This is a genomic window from Marinicella rhabdoformis (assembly GCF_009671245.1).
GTDB classification, from domain to species: Bacteria; Pseudomonadota; Gammaproteobacteria; order Xanthomonadales; family Marinicellaceae; genus Marinicella; species Marinicella rhabdoformis.
This window is the reverse complement of sequence record NZ_VTFS01000001.1, coordinates 596,659-614,133: the sequence shown is the minus strand read 5'-3', so window position 1 is coordinate 614,133 and position 17,475 is coordinate 596,659. Positions and strand designations below refer to the sequence as shown.

Annotated in this window: 14 protein-coding genes; 10 read left to right on the top strand and 4 right to left on the bottom strand. The window is 42.4% G+C overall.

The window, feature by feature from the left end:
* Positions 1-31 precede the first annotated feature (31 nt).
* A complete protein-coding gene (locus FET73_RS02705) occupies positions 32-2,374 on the top strand; it encodes a helix-hairpin-helix domain-containing protein (RefSeq protein WP_179952067.1) in 2,343 nt (780 codons plus the stop codon).
* A gap of 59 nt (positions 2,375-2,433) precedes the next feature.
* Here the strand turns inward: FET73_RS02705 and FET73_RS02700 are convergent, their stop codons facing one another.
* A complete protein-coding gene (locus FET73_RS02700) occupies positions 2,434-2,979 on the bottom strand; it encodes a hypothetical protein (protein WP_154222365.1) in 546 nt (181 codons plus the stop codon).
* A gap of 176 nt (positions 2,980-3,155) precedes the next feature.
* On the opposite strand from FET73_RS02700, the gene FET73_RS02695 reads away from it, so the two are divergent.
* The 4 genes from FET73_RS02695 (at position 3,156) to dxs (ending at position 8,513) form a co-directional block, all read left to right on the top strand.
* On the top strand, positions 3,156-4,151 hold the full coding sequence (locus FET73_RS02695) for a DUF2157 domain-containing protein (RefSeq protein ID WP_154222364.1): 996 nt from the start codon (positions 3,156-3,158) through the stop codon (positions 4,149-4,151).
* Positions 4,148-5,731, top strand: coding sequence for a GDYXXLXY domain-containing protein (locus tag FET73_RS02690; protein WP_179952066.1), 1,584 nt, complete (start codon positions 4,148-4,150; stop codon positions 5,729-5,731). The genes FET73_RS02695 and FET73_RS02690 overlap by 4 nt, the downstream gene beginning before the upstream one ends.
* A 118-nt stretch (positions 5,732-5,849) precedes the next feature.
* The gene (gene gpmA, locus FET73_RS02685) at positions 5,850-6,596 is read left to right on the top strand and encodes a 2,3-diphosphoglycerate-dependent phosphoglycerate mutase (RefSeq protein ID WP_154222362.1); all 747 of its coding nucleotides are present in this window, start codon (positions 5,850-5,852) and stop codon (positions 6,594-6,596) included.
* Positions 6,597-6,620: 24 nt separating this feature from the next.
* Complete coding sequence (dxs, locus tag FET73_RS02680) at positions 6,621-8,513, top strand: 1-deoxy-D-xylulose-5-phosphate synthase (RefSeq protein ID WP_154222361.1); 1,893 nt, start codon at positions 6,621-6,623, stop codon at positions 8,511-8,513.
* 61 nt (positions 8,514-8,574) lie between these two features.
* On the opposite strand, the gene FET73_RS02675 is transcribed toward dxs, so the two are convergent.
* Both FET73_RS02675 and radC read right to left on the bottom strand, forming a co-directional pair.
* Positions 8,575-9,039 carry a hypothetical protein gene (locus FET73_RS02675; RefSeq protein WP_154222360.1) on the bottom strand — a complete coding sequence of 155 codons (465 nt, stop codon included), beginning with the start codon at positions 9,037-9,039 and terminating at the stop codon, positions 8,575-8,577.
* Positions 9,040-9,153: 114 nt separating this feature from the next.
* Positions 9,154-9,798 carry a RadC family protein gene (gene radC, locus FET73_RS02670; protein WP_246172635.1) on the bottom strand — a complete coding sequence of 215 codons (645 nt, stop codon included), beginning with the start codon at positions 9,796-9,798 and terminating at the stop codon, positions 9,154-9,156.
* Between the two features lie 180 nt (positions 9,799-9,978).
* Between radC and dut the strand changes: the two genes are divergently transcribed.
* Entirely contained in the window at positions 9,979-10,434 is a 456-nt protein-coding gene (gene dut / locus FET73_RS02665; RefSeq protein ID WP_154223068.1) for a dUTP diphosphatase, read from the top strand.
* The gene (locus FET73_RS15470) at positions 10,434-12,887 is read left to right on the top strand and encodes a phosphomannomutase/phosphoglucomutase (RefSeq protein WP_343032263.1); all 2,454 of its coding nucleotides are present in this window, start codon (positions 10,434-10,436) and stop codon (positions 12,885-12,887) included. The genes dut and FET73_RS15470 overlap by 1 nt, the downstream gene beginning before the upstream one ends.
* A gap of 62 nt (positions 12,888-12,949) precedes the next feature.
* Here the strand turns inward: FET73_RS15470 and FET73_RS02655 are convergent, their stop codons facing one another.
* Complete coding sequence (locus FET73_RS02655; protein WP_154222358.1) at positions 12,950-13,609, bottom strand: hypothetical protein; 660 nt, start codon at positions 13,607-13,609, stop codon at positions 12,950-12,952.
* 198 nt (positions 13,610-13,807) lie between these two features.
* Here FET73_RS02655 and metK point away from each other — a divergent pair, with 198 nt between their 5' ends.
* The 3 genes from metK to metF all read left to right on the top strand — a co-directional run bounded on the left by metK (position 13,808) and on the right by metF (position 17,352).
* On the top strand, positions 13,808-14,968 hold the full coding sequence (gene metK / locus FET73_RS02650) for a methionine adenosyltransferase (protein ID WP_154222357.1): 1,161 nt from the start codon (positions 13,808-13,810) through the stop codon (positions 14,966-14,968).
* Positions 14,969-14,987: 19 nt separating this feature from the next.
* Positions 14,988-16,409, top strand: a complete 1,422-nt coding sequence (ahcY, locus tag FET73_RS02645; RefSeq protein WP_154222356.1) for an adenosylhomocysteinase — start codon at positions 14,988-14,990, stop codon at positions 16,407-16,409.
* Between the two features lie 106 nt (positions 16,410-16,515).
* The gene (gene metF / locus FET73_RS02640; protein WP_154222355.1) at positions 16,516-17,352 is read left to right on the top strand and encodes a methylenetetrahydrofolate reductase [NAD(P)H]; all 837 of its coding nucleotides are present in this window, start codon (positions 16,516-16,518) and stop codon (positions 17,350-17,352) included.
* The last annotated feature ends 123 nt before the right edge of the window (positions 17,353-17,475 follow it).

Genomic DNA, 17,475 nt, shown 5'->3' with positions numbered 1-17,475 from the left:
TGTGCCGTTTTAAAAAATCGGACGTTTTTTTGTGGAAATTAATCGCCAACATATAGCCCTTATTGCCCCTGAAATTGCTGCCAAGGAAGCGCAGGTTCAGGCTGCCATTGAATTGTTGAATGCCGGAGACACGGTGCCGTTTATTGCGCGTTACCGTAAAGAAGTGACGGGTGGTTTGGATGACACGCAGTTGCGTAATTTAGAAGAACGACTGGGTTACTTGCGTGATATGGATGACCGCCGTGACACCATCCTTAAAGCGATCGAGGAACAAGGTAAATTAACCGATGCTTTAAAGACTGCCATCATGTCTGCGGACAGCAAGACGCGTTTGGAAGATTTGTATTTACCATATAAGAAAAAACGTCAGACCAAGGCTCAAAAAGCACGACTGGCTGGTTTAGAGCCTTTGCTTGAAGCATTGGTGGCAGAGCCTTCAATCACACCTGAAACGTTGGCCGAAAAATATTTGAATCCTGAGCATGATGTGAATGATGCTGCTGCGGCTTTGGATGGTGCGCGTCAGATTGCTTTGGAAAATTTGGGTGAGGAGGCGGACTTGATTCAGGATTTGCGTGATTGGTTGTGGACCGATGGCGTGATAGTTTCCAAAGTGATGACGGGTAAAGAAAAGAGTAAGGATGCGGAAAAATTCAAAGATTATTTCGAATTCTCAGAGGCAGTCAATAAAATTCCATCACACCGTTTATTGGCTTTGTTGCGTGGACGCAATGAAGGCGTTTTGTCTTTGAATATTGATCACCATTCGATACTGGACGAGAACCAAGTGGTGCACCCTGCCATTGGGCGTTTGGTGGTGCATACCGGTTGGGACATTGAATCTTCGGCTTGGTTGAAGCGCACTTTGGAACTGGCTTGGCGTGCCAAGTTGTTGTTGAAATTGAATTTGCAACTGACGGCCCATTTACGTGAGCAATCAGATGAAGCTGCGATTGAGGTATTCAATCGCAACTTAAAAGACTTGTTATTGGCGGCACCTGCGGGTGACAAGGTGACTTTGGGCTTAGATCCAGGTTTCAGAACCGGTGTGAAAACGGTGGTGATTGATGCCAATGGTAAGCTGTTAGATACGGCTGTGATTTATCCTCATGCACCACAAAATCAATGGGAACAAGCCAAACAAATTGTCTCGAAGTTGTGCATCAAACATGGCGTGAATTTGATTGCCATTGGCAACGGTACGGCTTCGCGTGAAACCGACCAGATGGCGGCGGAGTTGTTAAAGCAAAACAAAGACGGCGCATCTGCAATAAAAGCGCAGAAAATCATGATATCTGAGGCCGGTGCTTCGGTGTATTCGGCTTCAGAAATGGCTGCCAAAGAATTTCCTGACTTGGATGTGTCTTACCGTGGTGCGGTTTCGATTGCACGTCGTTTACAAGACCCCTTGGCGGAGTTGGTGAAGATTGATCCCAAGGCAATTGGTGTCGGTCAATACCAGCATGATGTCAACCAAGTGCAGTTATCAAAAGCTTTGGACAACACGGTTGAAGACTGTGTGAATGCCGTCGGTGTCGATGTCAATACGGCCTCTGCTGCTTTGTTGAAGTATGTGGCAGGTATTTCAGATTCTGTGGCCAATGAAATTGTTAATTTCCGTGATGAAAACGGTAGCTTCAAAAACCGCAAGCAATTGCTCAAAGTGAAACGCTTGGGTGCGAAGATGTTTGAACAATGTGCTGGTTTCTTGCGAATCCGTGGCGGTGACGAACCTTTGGATCAATCTGCCGTGCACCCTGAGGCATACCCTTTGGTACAAAAAATATTAAGCCATGTGGGCAAAAGCATCACTGAAGTGATTGGCCAGTCGGCTGCTTTGGTGGGTTTGAATACTGCTGAGTTTGCTACTGATCAGTTTGGTACTGCTACTATCAAAGACGTGATAGATGAATTGAAAAAGCCGGGTCGTGATCCGCGTGGTGAATTTAAAACAGCGACGTTCAATGATGAAGTTCACAAGGTCAGTGACTTAGAAGAAGGTATGCGCTTAGAAGGTGTGGTGACCAATGTGACTGCTTTTGGTGCTTTCGTTGATATTGGTGTACACCAAGATGGTTTGGTTCATATTTCACAATTGGCCGATCAGTACGTTAAAGACCCTGCGGATGTGGTGAAAACAGGTCAAGTGCTGGCGGTGCGTGTTTTAGAGGTCGATGTGGCCAGAAAGCGCATTTCATTGACAGCCAAATCGGGCAATCAAAGTGCGCCTGCTAAGAAGTCGGATTCAAAAGGCCAAACACATGGTCGCAAACCACAAAGAAATAACCGTTCAAATCACAGTCAGAATCAAGCCCAAAACAGCGCTTTCGGCGGTGCTTTGGCTGATGCCTTTAAAAACGCCAAGAAAAAATAAAATCACAAGCAATAAAAAAGCCAAGCATCAAGCCTGGCTTTTTTGCTGTGTTTGACTGATCAGAATGAATGTCTGTATGACAATTCAAAACCGGCATCATCGCCATCCCAGCTTTGAACAGCCAAGGCCAAGCCTGATTGTTCATTAAACTTGTAAACACCTTTTAGTTCAGCAAAAAAATATCCGTTGCTGGCTTTTTCAATTTCATTGTATTTTAATTCTGTATGTAATTCGAATCGTTCACCCAATGATGACCTTGTACCAAGTGCCAATCCATAAACAGCCGAATCTAGGAATTTTCTGTCTTCTTGGCCGACGTGAATACGAGTGAAGAAGTCGGTGTTTGCACTGATGTCATTGACGTAGCCAAAATTAAGCTCAAAGTGGTTGAGATCAAAGCCATTGTTGCTTAAATTAAAGAACTCTCCACCAAAAGTCCAGTGCTCACTGAAGGCATGATTGGCGTCAATATGCCAAAGATTCGGACTGCTGCTTGAGTCTAAAACGCCATACCCTATTTCAAAATATGAGCGACTGGGTGCTTCTTGTGCGAATGCGCTTAATGAGCTGGCCAATAGGCCGATGGTGACGATTTTTTTTATCATGTTTTTTTCCTTTTGTTTTAAAAGTTTTGAATCACTGCGGCAGCTTTCTCATCTGCACAGTGCAGCGCATTATAAAAAAATTTGATGAATTTTATCTGAATAGATTGATTTTATTTTTCGCTGTAATAATCTTTGCAGTATCGGTATGATGTTGTTTTTAAAGAAAATAAACTACCATGCGAAATGAAGTTGTTTATCAGTGGATAGCGAAAGGATTGATTGATGTAGAACGTCAGGATGAGGCAAAGGTGTTGGCAGGCGTTCAGGCAGGTCTTGCTGATTGGCGACAATTCACCCAATACTTTTTGTTATTTGCGGGTGTGATAGCTTTGGCCAGCGGCGTGATTTTTTTCTTTGCCTTCAATTGGGATGGCATGTCGAGGTTCACTAAGTTTGCTTTGATTCAAGGTGCTTTGCTGGTATCAACAATCGTGTATTTGAGGTTGGCTGGGCGTTCATTGTTACGACAAGCATTGCTGTTGATGATGGCCTTGTTGATAGGTGCATGGTTGGCATTGGTGGGACAAACTTACCAAACGGGTGCCGACCCTTGGCAGTTGTTTGCGATTTGGTCGTTATTAATCATGCCGTTGGTTGTGGTCAGCCGTTTTGAGGTGATGTGGGTGCTGTTGAGCTTGTTGCTCAATTTGTCTTTGTCTTTGTATCAAGAGGTCAATTCATCAGTCTTTGGACTGGTTTTTAATCAACAAGCCTGGTTGTTCAGTTTCATCGCTTTGAATGCAGGTTTATTGATGTTGCTGGAGTCATTAACTGGATCACAACTATCAACTCAATGGTTAAAGTTATCGCACCGCTGGGCAGCACAATTGCTTGCATTTGGCTTTTTGTGGTTGGTACTGGCGGTGGGGATGGCCGCTTTGTTTGATAAGGGTATGAATACGTCATTGAGCGTGTTGGTGTTCTTAATCACCAGTGGTGGGTTCTTCGCGTATTATCGCTGGTTGTTATTGGATGTCGCTTTGCTGGCGTTGTGGAGCCTGATGATGGTTGTCGTGATCACCGCATTCTTATCAAAAGTTTTGCTTGACAGTTTCGACGATTTTGGCGTGCTGTTGGTGATCGGTTTGGCCGTGATTGGTATGTCAGTATTCGCAGGAAAATGGTTGATGTTGCTGAAAGGTCAAGGGCCACGCAGCGGAGAGGTATCATGAGTGATGGTTTATGGCAGCAATTAACAAATGCAGGTATGACCACCACGACACAAACTCCTGTTAACAGTGTTGAAGAAGGCAAGCCTTGGTATATCAGATTGTTACATGGTTTTTCAGGTTGGTTGGCTTCTTGGTTTATCTTGGGTTTTTTGGCCTTGGGGCTGTTTGAACTGTTTGACAATGCAATGGCTGCAGGTGTGGTCGGTGTGTTATTGAGCTTGCCCGCATTTTTGGTCTATCGCAAAGCACAAGCATCTGATTTTATATCTCAAATGGTTTTGGTGTTTTCATTGGCTGGACAACTGGCTGTTGCTGTGGCTTTGTTTGATGGTTTGGGCTTCAGTCACCGAGCACCTTTGATCTGGTTGGCCATGTATCAAGTGCTGTTGTTTTTCCTGATGTCTGATTATTTACACCGTTTGTTAAGTGCGCTTTTTGCCATGGCTGCGGCTTTTTATGGTCTGTTTATTTTTACCTATTTACCTTTGGTTACGGTTGTGTTGGCCGGTGTCTTTGTTTGGTTGTGGATGAACCGAGAAAGTTGGCGTGATTGGCATGCCATGGCAAGCCCTTTTGCTGTTGCTTTGACTGTGGTGCTGTTATTAATGAGTGGAACTCAAATTTCAAATGTGCATTGGTATGGCTTATTTGGTAAAAGTCCAATTCATGCGGATTACTTGAATCAGATACAACTGCTCAGCCAAGTGCTCACTGGAGCGCTGCTTTTGTATGTCTTGTTCCTGATTGCCAAGGAGAACAGGTCACAATGGCAGACCACAGCAGTTCAAAAAATATCAGCGGTCATTTTGGTTTTGGTGGTAGCTGTTTTTGTATCTGGTTTAGCAATAGCATTGCTGATGTTGATGGTAGGTGTGGCAAGACAAAACCGTTGGCTTCAAGTTTTAGGTGTATCAGCTGCGTTAGGATTTATTTCTTGGTTTTATTATGACTTAAGTGCAACCTTACTCATCAAATCACTGTCTTTGGTGGTTTTGGGGGCTTTGTTATTGTTTATTTACTGGATAATAAAACCATCAAAGCAAGCTGATGAACAACATGAAAAACAGCAACTGTTTGTCTCCATGAGTCGTAAAGTGGTGTTGGCCAGCGTGCTTTTGAGCTTTGTTGCTGTTAATCATGCCGTGTGGCAAAAAGAGCGCTTGTTGAAAAATGGCCAGTCAATCTATTTGGCCCTGGCACCGGTTGACCCCAGGTCATTAATGCAAGGTGATTATATGCGGCTGCGCTTTGCCATCTCACAAGTTTTGGCCAGAGAAAATAAAGAACAACAAGATTATTCGGGGTTGTTGGTTTTGGATGTAGGGGACAATCAAGTCGCCACATTCAACAGTTTTTATCAAGGGCAAGATTTAGGCCACAATCAAGTCAAGCTGGCATATAAGTTCAAGCACAACCAATATCAAATTGGTGCCCAGACTTTCTTTTTTCAAGAGGGTCAGCGCAAGCAGTATGATGCCGCGCAGTATGGTGAATTTGTGGTGGAGTCAAGTGGTAAAGCACTGTTGAAGTCCTTAAGGGATGCTGAATTGAAGTTGATAGGATTGAACCGTTTAGATTGATAGGTTGTATGTTGCTTTTGACGTGCTAATAAAAATAGCGTATGGGAAATACTGTTGGTGCTTTGGTTCAAGTCCGCCTGCATGATATAATGCCCCTTTTAAACGTTCGAATGAATTCATGATTAAATTGGTGCTGTTAAGACACGGTGAAAGTGAGTGGAATTTAGCCAATAAATTCACCGGTTGGAAGGATGTGGAATTGACTGATACAGGTCGTGCACAGGCAAAACAAGCAGGTGTGGTGCTGAAAGAAGCTGGCTTTGAATTTGATAAAGCCTATACCTCTGTGCTGAAGCGTGCCATGAGGACTTTGTGGATTACTTTAGATGAAATGGAACGTTTGTGGTTGCCTGTTGAGCGTTCTTGGCGTTTGAATGAACGTCACTATGGTGCACTGCAAGGCTTGGATAAAGCTGAAACTGCTAAGAAATACGGTGATGATCAGGTGTTGATTTGGCGAAGAAGCTACAGTACACCACCGCCCAAATTAGACTGGGAAGATGAACGCAACGCTGCCGATGACATCCGATACAAAAATTTAACCAAAGAACAGGTGCCATTGGGCGAATGCTTGGAAGATTGTGTTGAGCGTGTGATGCCTTATTGGCATGAGCAAATTGTTCCGGATTTGAAAGCGGGAAAACAATTGATCATTGCGGCGCACGGAAATTCTTTACGCGCCTTGGTGAAGTATTTAGATGATGTTTCAGAAACTGACATTTTAAAACTCAATATTCCCACTGGCATGCCTTTGGTTTATGAGTTGGATGATGATTTGAAGCCGATCAAAAGTTACTATTTGGGCGACCAAGCTGCGGTTGAAAAAGCCATGGCAGCTGTGGCGAACCAAGGAAAATCAAAATAAGGAAAGGCAGAGCAAGCAATCATTATGGATAAGCAATACCCACTGTTAGACCAAATCGACAAACCTGCGGATTTACGTGAGCTGACGGTTGAACAATTGCCTCAAGCGGCGGATGAAGTGCGCGAGTTTTTAATAGACAATATATCACAATGTGGCGGTCATTTTGGTTCGGGTTTGGGTACTGTTGAGTTGACTGTGGCATTGCATTATGTGTTTGACACGCCGCATGATCGCATTGTTTGGGATGTGGGCCACCAAGCTTATCCGCACAAAATTTTGACAGCACGAAAAAATCGCTTACAAAGTATCAAGAAAAAAGGTGGTTTGTCACCTTTTCCAAAACGTTGTGAAAGCGAGTATGACACTTTTGGTGTAGGCCACTCTTCGACTTCAATCGGAGCTGCACTGGGCATGTCTTTGGGCAGTCAAGTGATGGGTGAAACACGTGATGTGGTGGCTGTTATTGGCGATGGTGCCATGACAGCAGGTATGGCGTATGAAGCACTGAACCACGGTGGTGAGCTTGATACCAACATGTTGGTGGTTTTGAACGAAAACGAAATGTCAATTTCACCTAATGTGGGCGCGTTGACCAAAATGTTGATTAAGATTGTCTCTGGTCGGACTTATAACCGCATGCGAGAAAAGTCAAAACGCATCATGCGGCGTGGTTCTTGGTTGTGGAAATTCATGTCACGCTGGGAAGAGCACACCAAAGGCATGTTTGTACCCAACACTTTATTTGAAGAGTTGGGGTTTCATCATTTGGGGCCGATTGATGGTCATGATGTGGAACTGTTGACCAGAACCTTGGAAACTGCAAAAGAAATTCAAGGTCCTAAGTTGTTACACATCATTACCAAAAAGGGTAAAGGGTATAAGCCGGCAGAGGAAGACCCCATCAAATACCACGCTGTTGGAACGTTTGATCCGGAAGTGGGTATAGTGCCCAGTAACAAGCCTTCCAAGCCAAGTTATACCAGCATATTCAGTAATTGGATTTGTGATATGGCTCGTTTGGACAATCAATTGGTTGCGATTACGCCTGCCATGCGAGAAGGATCTGGCTTGGTAGAGTTTTCCAAATTATTCCCAAGGCGTTATTTCGATGTGGGCATTGCAGAGCAACATGCTGTGACTTTAGCAGCTGGCATGGCTTGTGAAGGCGTTAAGCCAGTGGTTGCGATTTATTCGAGTTTCTTACAGCGTGCATACGATCAATTAATTCATGATGTGGCGATACAAAATTTAGATGTGCTTTTTGCCATTGACCGTGGTGGGGTGGTTGGACCTGATGGTGCGACGCATGCAGGTAATTTAGATTTGAGTTTCTTGCGTTGTGTGCCCAATATGGTTGTCATGGCGCCAAGTAACGAAAACGAATGCCGTCAAATGTTGTATACCGGTCACCAGAGTAAAGGACCGGCTGCGGTTCGGTACCCGCGTGGCACAGGTCCCGGTGCAGCCGTTCATCATGAAATGCAGGCATTAACAATTGGCCAAGCACAACGCATTCGCAAAGGTGCCAATGAAGTGGCCATATTGTCATTTGGCGCATTGCTGGATGTGGCAGAAACTGTGGCTCAAAAATTGGATGCCAGTTTAGTGAATATGCGATTTATCAAGCCTTTAGACGAAGACATGATCGTTAAAATGGCAGCCAAACACGACTGTCTGGTTACGGTTGAAGACAATGTCATCATGGGTGGTGCAGGAAGCGCTGTTAATGAAGTGGTGCAAAGGTTACAGCTGAATGTTCGGGTTTTAAATTTGGGTTTGCCTGACCTGTTTCAAGACCATGGCTCGAGAGAAGAGTTGTTACAAGAAGCCGGATTGGATGTGCCAGGTATGCGCAGACAGATTAATGCGTTTTTAAAGTGCCAAGTAGATAATGTGGTGGCTTTAAACTCAAAATGAATGTAGGTTACAATTAACACCAGTATCTGGATGTCAATTATTGCTGTTCACTCAGTGAAACCTATCGCTTGGAGTCAATGTATTCCGTCATTTCATGGTCTTTGAAATGCCATTTTAAGTAATTGACGTAGTTTTCAGCTTTCTTAGAATCTTGTTTTTCATCTAAATAGTTAATCATCGCAACCAATGCGTCCACCATGTTAGGGTTGGTGCATTCTTTTCTCATCATTTGGTTGATGATGTATATGGCATTATTTTCAAAACCATGAGAAGCAAAAACGATAGAAAGTTTTATTAATGTTTCATCATCTATTTTAATGCGACCTTGTGTGGTCGTCATGTATTTGACAAAATCGGCATGTATTTTGTCGCCAGAGACATCGAATTGCATTTCTAAGTTAAAATAATCAATGGCTGCTTCATGATGCGAATCATCAAAAGGAATATATTTACCATACTCAAAACGTAATCGAGCCAAATCCAAACTGTTGGGGTATTTTTGAAAGGTTTTGTGCAGCAATTTCATGGCTTTAAGGTACTTGCCTTTTTCGATGAACTTTTCTGCTCTTGCTACGGGGTTTAGTCTTGATCCAAAAAACACTTGCGGTCTCAATTTTGATTGAAATATGTATCCTCAAGATTATAACATCTGATGTTCAGCCATTGAAAAACATTTGTCACTGCCTATGACAAAATGATCAAGCACTTTGACATCAATTAAGCGCAAAGTTTCTATCAGTCGTTGAGTTAACTGCTTGTCTGATTCACTGGGAGACACATCACCTGAGGGATGGTTGTGGGCGAATATAACCGATGCGGCGTTAAATTTCAAACACTGTTGTGCTACTGTTCTAGGATAAACCTGCGCCTGACTGATGCTTCCTGTGAATAAATATTCAAATGTGATTAGCCGGTTTTTGCTGTTTAAAAACAAGCAGGCAAATCGCTCAAATGCTGTTTGTTCAAAATGATTAAGCAAATAGCGTCGTACCAAATCGGGGTCTGTGAAACTCGGCTTTTCAGAAACCTCTGTTTTTAAGCTTCGTGTGGCCAATTCATTAACGGCTTGAATTTGAACATATTTGGCCGGCCCCAAACCCTTGATGTTAATGAATTGTTTTGGACTGGCTTTTATGATGGCATGTAAGCTGCCAAAGTAAGAAATGAGGTGGTTGGCAAGGATTAATACCGGCATTTCTTTGGTGCCAGTTCGCAAAAAAATAGCCAATAACTCAGCATCAGAAAGTGTGGCAGCACCATACTTTAAAAGTTTTTCTCTTGGCATCAGTGTATTGTGTTGTGACAACATGGGGCACCCAAAATGAATTAATTGCCACATTGTGCCAAAATATTACTGATTTCTCTGTCAATGAATTCCTACTGGCGTGTAGGAAATTATAACATTGGCGTTATCATAGAAATTGCTTTAAAATCATTGGCCAAATTGCACAAATATACTGGAATCATGAAAACCATAGATGTCAAAATAATGGATGACCGCTTAAAAAATGAATTTGGCTTGCCTCAATATGGAACTGAGGGCTCGGCTGGTCTGGACTTAATTGCATGTGTTGACGGAGAATTAACGGTCACTGCGGGTGATACGGTATTGATTCCCACAGGGATGGCGATTCATGTCAAAGATCCTCAGTTGGCTGCTGTTATTCTACCTCGTTCTGGCTTGGGACATAAACATGGTATTGTATTGGGTAACTTGGTGGGTTTGATTGACTCTGATTATCAAGGTCAATTGTTTGTTTCTTGTTGGAATCGATCCAAGAAAGATTTTAAGGTGTCTGCAGGTGACCGAATAGCTCAATTGGTTATTTTACCTGTGGTACAGGCAAACCTGAATGTGGTGGACGATTTCAATCAATCTGATCGAGGCGAAGGAGGCTTTGGTCATACAGGGGTGAATTGATGTTTGGGAAAAAAGACAAAGAAAAGCCTGAAGAAATGGTGGAAGAGCTGGTAGATGACAATGAAGTTTTTGAGTCAGTATCACAAGAAGGAGATGCCTCAAAAGACAGTGGCAAAAAGAAAGGCCTCACACCCAAAATTAAATTAAATTTGGAAGTGATTCCTGAGGGTGTGGATTTTACCGTTGGGTCACTTTGGAATACGGCTTTGGCTTTGGCTTTGATTATAACGGCAACTTTTGCTTACATCATATACAGTAACGTCAAAGAAAAAGCCACCTTGTCATTTTTAGCTTCTGAAAGTGAAGAGATATTCGACTATGTCAGCAGTCAATTAAAACAAATTGATGATGTGGCAAGGAATGTGATCAACCACAACCCAGATTCTGATCAAATTGTCAATTTATTAGAAAAGGCCATTCCTGATAATTTACGTGTTGTGCGTGTGGTAGAACCTGTCACGGCAATTGAGCCTGATACTGAGTTTCCTGGTATCAATTTTGCGACTTTGGACATGATTAAAACCACCAGTAAAAATCAAAAGGAGCAATTGCCTGAAATACACTTGTATGGCCAAAAGAATCAATATTTAAATTATGTTTATATACAAAAACCAAATGAGTCGTATGTAGTCATTAGCTATCCTGTGAGTGCTATTATTGATAAAACGAAACAGTTAAGCGCAGGCAATGGCACTTTGTCATTATTACAAAAATCTGGAGATTGGAGTAACATCACATTACAGCACTGGGGCCAAAAGGACGATGGTGTATCTTATACCAGGAAGGAAGTCAATGTACCTGGCTCTCACTTTTATATATCTTATGGTGTAAAACAACCGCAACTGGGTTTTATGCAGCTGGGCTTAATCAGTGCCATTGTGTCATTTATAGCCGGCATATTATTGACACTGATGGTGTATCAAAAAAGAAAAATTGCATTTGATGCAGGAAAAGCTCAAGTGGCCAAAGAAAAAGGCAAGCAACATTATGTGCCTAAGTCTGTTCAGGCAGCGGCATCCAAATCATTACCACAAGACACAAAAAATATTTTAATGGAAAAAGAATTAGAGAAAAAAGCGGCATTACCTGATCAAAGCATATTCAAAGCGTATGACATTAGGGGTATCGTTGATAAGACATTGACTGAATGTACAGTTGAGCAAATTGGTCAAGCCATAGGCACGGAAAACATCAATCGAGGTTGTCATAAAATAGTGGTGGCTAGGGATGGCAGGTTATCTGGACCCATATTATTAGATGCATTGATTGCAGGATTGAAAAAATCAGGTTGTGATGTCATCAATATTGGTGCAGTACCAACAGGTGTGCTTTATTTTGCAACTCATCATTTAGAAACGGGATCTGGCGTGATGTTGACAGGCAGCCACAATCCAGCTGATTATAATGGATTGAAAATCATGTTGAATGGTGAAACATTGGCAGGCAAATTGATTCAAGATTTGTATAAGGCAATTGTTGCTGGTGATTTGAAAGAGGGTGAAGGTACCTACCAAGAAATGGATATTGAAGATGATTATATTGATCACATCAGTTCAGATATTCAACTAGAAAATCAACCGACTGTTGTTGTCGATTGTGGCAATGGTATTCCCGGTGGTATTGCGCCTGAGTTATTAGAAGAGATTGGCTGTGAAGTGATTCCCTTGCATTGTGAAGTAGATGGAAACTTCCCTAATCACCACCCAGATCCCAGTGTGCCTGAAAATTTAGAAGATTTGATTGCCACAATGAAACAAACAGATGCAGATTTAGGTATTGCTTTCGATGGAGACGGTGACCGTTTAGGGGTTGTGACCAAATCAGGTGAAATTATTTACCCTGATCGCTTGATGATGCTGTTTGCTAAAGATGTATTGACAAGGCAGCCAGGTTCTTCAATTATTTTTGACGTCAAATGTACTGGACACCTGCCCAAGTTTATTGTCAAGAGCGGTGGTATGCCCATCATGTGGAAAACGGGACATTCCTTTATGAAAGCCAAACTTAAGGAAACCAATGCAGCCATGGCAGGTGAAATGAGTGGACACTTCTTTTTCAACGAGCGTTGGTTTGGCTTTGATGATGGTATTTATGCTGCTGCTCGTTTGCTTGAAATACTTGACCAAGAATCTGATGAGCCCCAAGCAGTTTTTGATACTTTGCCTAAAGGTATCAGTACGCCAGAATTGAAAGTGCATATGAAAGAAGGTGAGCATTACGAATTCATTGAAAAGTTTGTAGAAAATACGACTTTCCCAGATGCCAAAGTGACCACGATTGACGGCATCAGGGCTGATTATAATGATGGATGGGGTTTGGTGCGTTGTTCAAATACAACACCGTGTTTGGTGATACGGTTTGATGCAGACAATCAAGCGGCACTGGAACGTATTCAACAAGATTTTAAAACCAAGTTATGGGCCATTGATGACGGCCTTGAACTGCCCTTTTAAGCAAGGTAAAGCAAACCAAAAAAAGCAGCGTTTAAGCTGCTTTTTTTGGTTTTGGAATCTTGTTAATCTTTATTCAGTGATATAGAAGAAATATCAATCTCTGGTTCTTCAATTTTGTCTTTTTTAACCAGTTGAGCTCCTACATCGTCTAATGACAAAGCATCAACTGGAATGTCAGGGATTTCTACTTTTTTGGCATTGACAATGACTGTTCCAGGTTCATCCACTTCGACATCTTCAAAATTAAACTCTGGTACTTCTACTTCGCTCTCTTCAATGATAGGTTCTTCACTGTCATCGATTGTGATGTGATTGATGTCAACCTCTGGCGGTTCCTTATCTTCTGCATTTTCTAATGCACTTTCATCCAAGGACACTTTCATGTGGGATGTTTCTATGTGCACTTCGGGTGCAGTAACAGGTCTTAGAATCACAGTGCCGGGTTCATTAAGTTCCCAGTCGCCGCTTCCCAGTGCAGGAAGTTCAGATTCATTTTTAATTAAAGACACTTTAATGCCTGCTTTTTTCAAAACGCCGCGCAGCTGGCCTGCTTTTTCCATCGATAACGACTTTTTGATGGTGCGTTCTTTGCCGTCAAACATTTGCTCGGCTTTAGAGGCAGGCAGCTTGAATAATTTGGCAAAATTGGCAATGGCTTGTGATTGCTCACATCCACGGACAGTTTTACCTTTAAAGGTGACTTTGAAAGTTTGCTCTTGCATACAATTGAAATTTCTTTTTTATATTTATACCACAATGGAAAAAAGGTTATAAGGTATTTACTCTTAAAATTATGTTAAAGGGTAAAAAATATAGACAAAAGGTGATGTAAATAAGCATATATCATTAAATTATTTTTGACACTGGGTCAAAAATAATTACAATATATCGCTTTATACGCATAAAGAGATATATTGATTATGAGCGACTTTTTATTTACTTCAGAATCTGTATCAGAAGGCCACCCAGATAAAGTGGCCGATCAGATTTCTGACGCGGTTTTAGATGCCATCATCAAAGATGACCCTAACGCACGTGTGGCCTGTGAAACCATGGTTAAAACAGGTGCTGCGATTGTGTCAGGTGAAATCACAACCAACACTTGGATTGACTTGGATGACTTGGTTCGTAAAGTCATTATTGACATTGGGTATGACAATTCAGCAGTGGGTTTTGACGGCAATGCTTGTGCTGTGATGAGTTTGATTGGAAAACAGTCACATGACATCAACATGGGCGTCGACCGAACAAGTCCAGAAGAACAAGGTGCTGGTGACCAAGGATTGATGTTTGGTTATGCATCGAATGAAACTGATGTACTGATGCCTGCGCCAATCACCTACTCACATTTATTGGTTCAAAAGCAAGCTGAAGTTCGTAAGTCTGGCCAACTGTCATGGTTGCGCCCTGATGCGAAATCACAATTGACCTTCCGTTATGAGAACAACAAGCCTGTGGCTGTCGACGCAGTTGTTTTATCTACACAGCATGATGAAGACATCAGCTTAGATGACTTGCGTGAAGCTGTGCGCGAAGAAATCATCAAGCCAGTTTTGCCTGAGGCATGGTTGGATGATAAGACTCAATACCACATCAACCCAACAGGTAACTTCGTTATCGGTGGACCAGTGGGTGATTGTGGCTTAACAGGGCGTAAGATTATTGTTGATACTTATGGTGGTATGGCCCGTCATGGCGGTGGTGCATTTTCTGGTAAGGACCCTTCGAAAGTTGACCGTTCAGCGGCTTATGCTTGTCGTTATGTGGCAAAAAACATTGTCGCTGCTGGTCTTGCAGACCGTTGTGAGATTCAAGTTTCTTACGCCATTGGTGTAGCGAAACCCACATCTATTTCAGTGACCACATTTGGTACCAATAAAGTGGCTGAAAGCCTGATTGAAAAGTTGGTTCGTGATCACTTCGACTTAACGCCATATGGCATCATTACCTCATTAGATTTGGTACGCCCAATTTACCAAAAAACAGCAGCTTACGGTCACATGGGTCGAGAAGATGCTGATTTCACTTGGGAAAAAACAGACAAAGCAGACTTATTGCGTGATGCAGCAGGTCTCAAATAAATACAATACAGAGAATATTATGACTATTAATACTGCAGAACAAATCAAAGCCGACTACGTCATTGCTGACATCGGTTTGGCCGCTTTTGGCCACAAGGAAATCCGCATCGCCGAAACTGAAATGCCAGGTTTGGTACAAATTCGCGAAGAATACAACGATTCACAGCCACTAAAAGGTGCTCGCATCGCAGGTTCTTTACACATGACGATACAAACAGCTGTTTTGATTGAGTCATTGCGCGCCTTAGGCGCTGACGTGCGTTGGGCTTCTTGTAACATTTATTCAACACAAGACCACGCAGCGGCAGCCATGGCTGACCAAGGTATTCCAGTTTTTGCTGTTAAAGGTGAAACTTTGGAAGAGTATTGGGAATACACACATCGCATCATGGAATGGTCTGACGGTGGCGCACCCAATATGATTTTGGATGATGGTGGTGATGCAACCATGCTTTTGATTTTAGGCAGCAAAGCTGAAAAAGATGCCAGCGTGTTGGATAACCCAGGTTCTGAAGAAGAAACTTTTTTGTTTGCTTCTATCAAAAAACGTTTGGCAAGCAAGCCAGGTTGGTACACAAAAACTTTGGCTTCAATCCAAGGTGTAACTGAAGAAACAACAACAGGTGTTAAACGCTTATATGAAATGGCAAAAACAGGTGACTTACCATTCCCTGCCATTAATGTGAATGATTCAGTGACCAAATCTAAATTTGACAACTTGTACGGTTGTCGTGAGTCTTTGGTAGACGCCATCAAACGTGCAACAGACGTCATGGTTGCGGGTAAAAAAGCCGTGGTTTGTGGATTTGGTGATGTGGGCAAAGGTTCGGCGGCTTCGTTGCGTGCTTTAGGTGCCATTGTTTCTGTCACTGAAATTGACCCCATTTGTGCTTTGCAAGCTTCAATGGAAGGTTACCAAGTAGTGACATTAGAAGATGCCGTTGCTGATGCGGATATCTTCGTTACCACTACAGGTAACTACCAAATCATCAACTTCGAACACATGAAAGCAATGAAAGACCAAGCCATCGTTTGTAATATTGGTCATTTTGACAATGAGATCGATGTCGCTTCTTTGGAAAAACACTGCAAGTGGGATTCAATCAAAGATCAAGTAGATCATGTTGAATTTGAAGACGGTAAAAAAATCATCTTGTTGGCACGTGGCCGCTTGGTCAACTTGGGCTGTGGTACAGGTCACCCAAGCTTTGTGATGTCTAATTCTTTCACCAACCAAGTATTGGCTCAAATTGAGTTGTACCAAGACGGTGACAAATATGACAACAATGTATTTGTATTGCCTAAGCATTTGGATGAAAAAGTGGCCAAACTGCATTTAGGTCGAGTTGGTGCTAAGCTGACCACATTGACAGAACAGCAAGCCAAATACATCGGTGTCAAAGTTGAAGGCCCTTATAAGCCAGAGCATTACAGATATTAATGTATCAAATCAATAACATCGTTATTCAACAAAGCCAGCCCTTAGGGTTGGCTTTGTTCGTTTTAGAGATTAAAAATATAATCAAAAAGCATAAGAGGTAACAAAAATGAATAAGCCAAATTTTGGACTCAGCTTTGAATTCTTTCCGCCAAAAACAGCAGAGCAAAAAGCAGCCTTATTGGCCACTCAGACCAAACTTCGGGCACTAAGCCCTGAATTCTTTTCGGTGACTTTTGGAGCGGGTGGTTCAACCATAGGTGCCACGGCAGAAACTGTGTTGGAATTAAATACACATGATACGCCTAAAGTGATTCCACACTTGTCATGCATGGGCGGAACACCGGACGAAATCAAGGCCCTGTTGCAACAGTACATAGATAATGGCATTACTGAAATTCTGGCCCTGCGTGGCGATGTGCCTTCAGGCATGGGCTCGGTAGGTTATTTTCGCTATGCCAACGAATTGATTGAATTCATTCACAAAACGTATCCTGGTGTATTTAAAATTACAGTAGGGTGTTATCCTGAAGTGCATCCTGAAACATTGACTTTTGAAACTGAAATCAAGTATTTCAAACAAAAAGTCGATGCCGGTGTCGATCGTGCCATTACCCAGTTTTTCTTTAATCCAGATGCTTATTTTAATTTTGTCGAACATTGTGAAAAAGCAGGCATAGAAACACCCATCACACCGGGCATCATGCCAATCACTAATTTTGCCAACATCAATAGGTTTTGTGGCTTCTGTGGTACTGATATGCCGCGTTGGTTGAAATACAAGTTGCAAAGCTACGGTGATGACCGGCGCTCCATGCAGCAATTTGGTACAGAATTTACCATTAAGCTTTGTCAACAGCTGCTTGACCAAGGTGTGCCAGGAATCCATTTTTATACCTTGAATCGTTCTAAGGCGACCTTGGACGTGGTCAAGGGATTGTCCTGAGACACATGATTCTGTGTTGGGTTGTGTTGCTAAAGCCAGTCACTGGCAACACTGCCCAGCTTAACGGCATTGTTTTAAGTCAGTCCATGAATTGAGTGTTATAAAAACACAGTCATATGGTAT

Bases quoted from the DNA above. Each gene is read 5' to 3' on its own strand.
- gpmA (WP_154222362.1), top strand. From the start codon at position 5,850: ATGATTAAATTGGTGCTGTTAAGACACGGTGAAAGTGAGTGGAATTTA.
- dxs (WP_154222361.1), top strand. From the start codon at position 6,621: ATGGATAAGCAATACCCACTGTTAGACCAAATCGACAAACCTGCGGAT.
- metF (WP_154222355.1), top strand. From the start codon at position 16,516: ATGAATAAGCCAAATTTTGGACTCAGCTTTGAATTCTTTCCGCCAAAA.
- FET73_RS15470 (WP_343032263.1), top strand. From the start codon at position 10,434: ATGTTTGGGAAAAAAGACAAAGAAAAGCCTGAAGAAATGGTGGAAGAG.
- FET73_RS02690 (WP_179952066.1), top strand. From the start codon at position 4,148: ATGAGTGATGGTTTATGGCAGCAATTAACAAATGCAGGTATGACCACC.
- ahcY (WP_154222356.1), top strand. From the start codon at position 14,988: ATGACTATTAATACTGCAGAACAAATCAAAGCCGACTACGTCATTGCT.
- FET73_RS02700 (WP_154222365.1), bottom strand. From the start codon at position 2,979: ATGATAAAAAAAATCGTCACCATCGGCCTATTGGCCAGCTCATTAAGC.
- FET73_RS02655 (WP_154222358.1), bottom strand. From the start codon at position 13,609: ATGCAAGAGCAAACTTTCAAAGTCACCTTTAAAGGTAAAACTGTCCGT.
- metK (WP_154222357.1), top strand. From the start codon at position 13,808: ATGAGCGACTTTTTATTTACTTCAGAATCTGTATCAGAAGGCCACCCA.
- FET73_RS02675 (WP_154222360.1), bottom strand. From the start codon at position 9,039: ATGAAATTGCTGCACAAAACCTTTCAAAAATACCCCAACAGTTTGGAT.
- radC (WP_246172635.1), bottom strand. From the start codon at position 9,798: ATGCCAAGAGAAAAACTTTTAAAGTATGGTGCTGCCACACTTTCTGAT.
- dut (WP_154223068.1), top strand. From the start codon at position 9,979: ATGAAAACCATAGATGTCAAAATAATGGATGACCGCTTAAAAAATGAA.
- FET73_RS02695 (WP_154222364.1), top strand. From the start codon at position 3,156: ATGCGAAATGAAGTTGTTTATCAGTGGATAGCGAAAGGATTGATTGAT.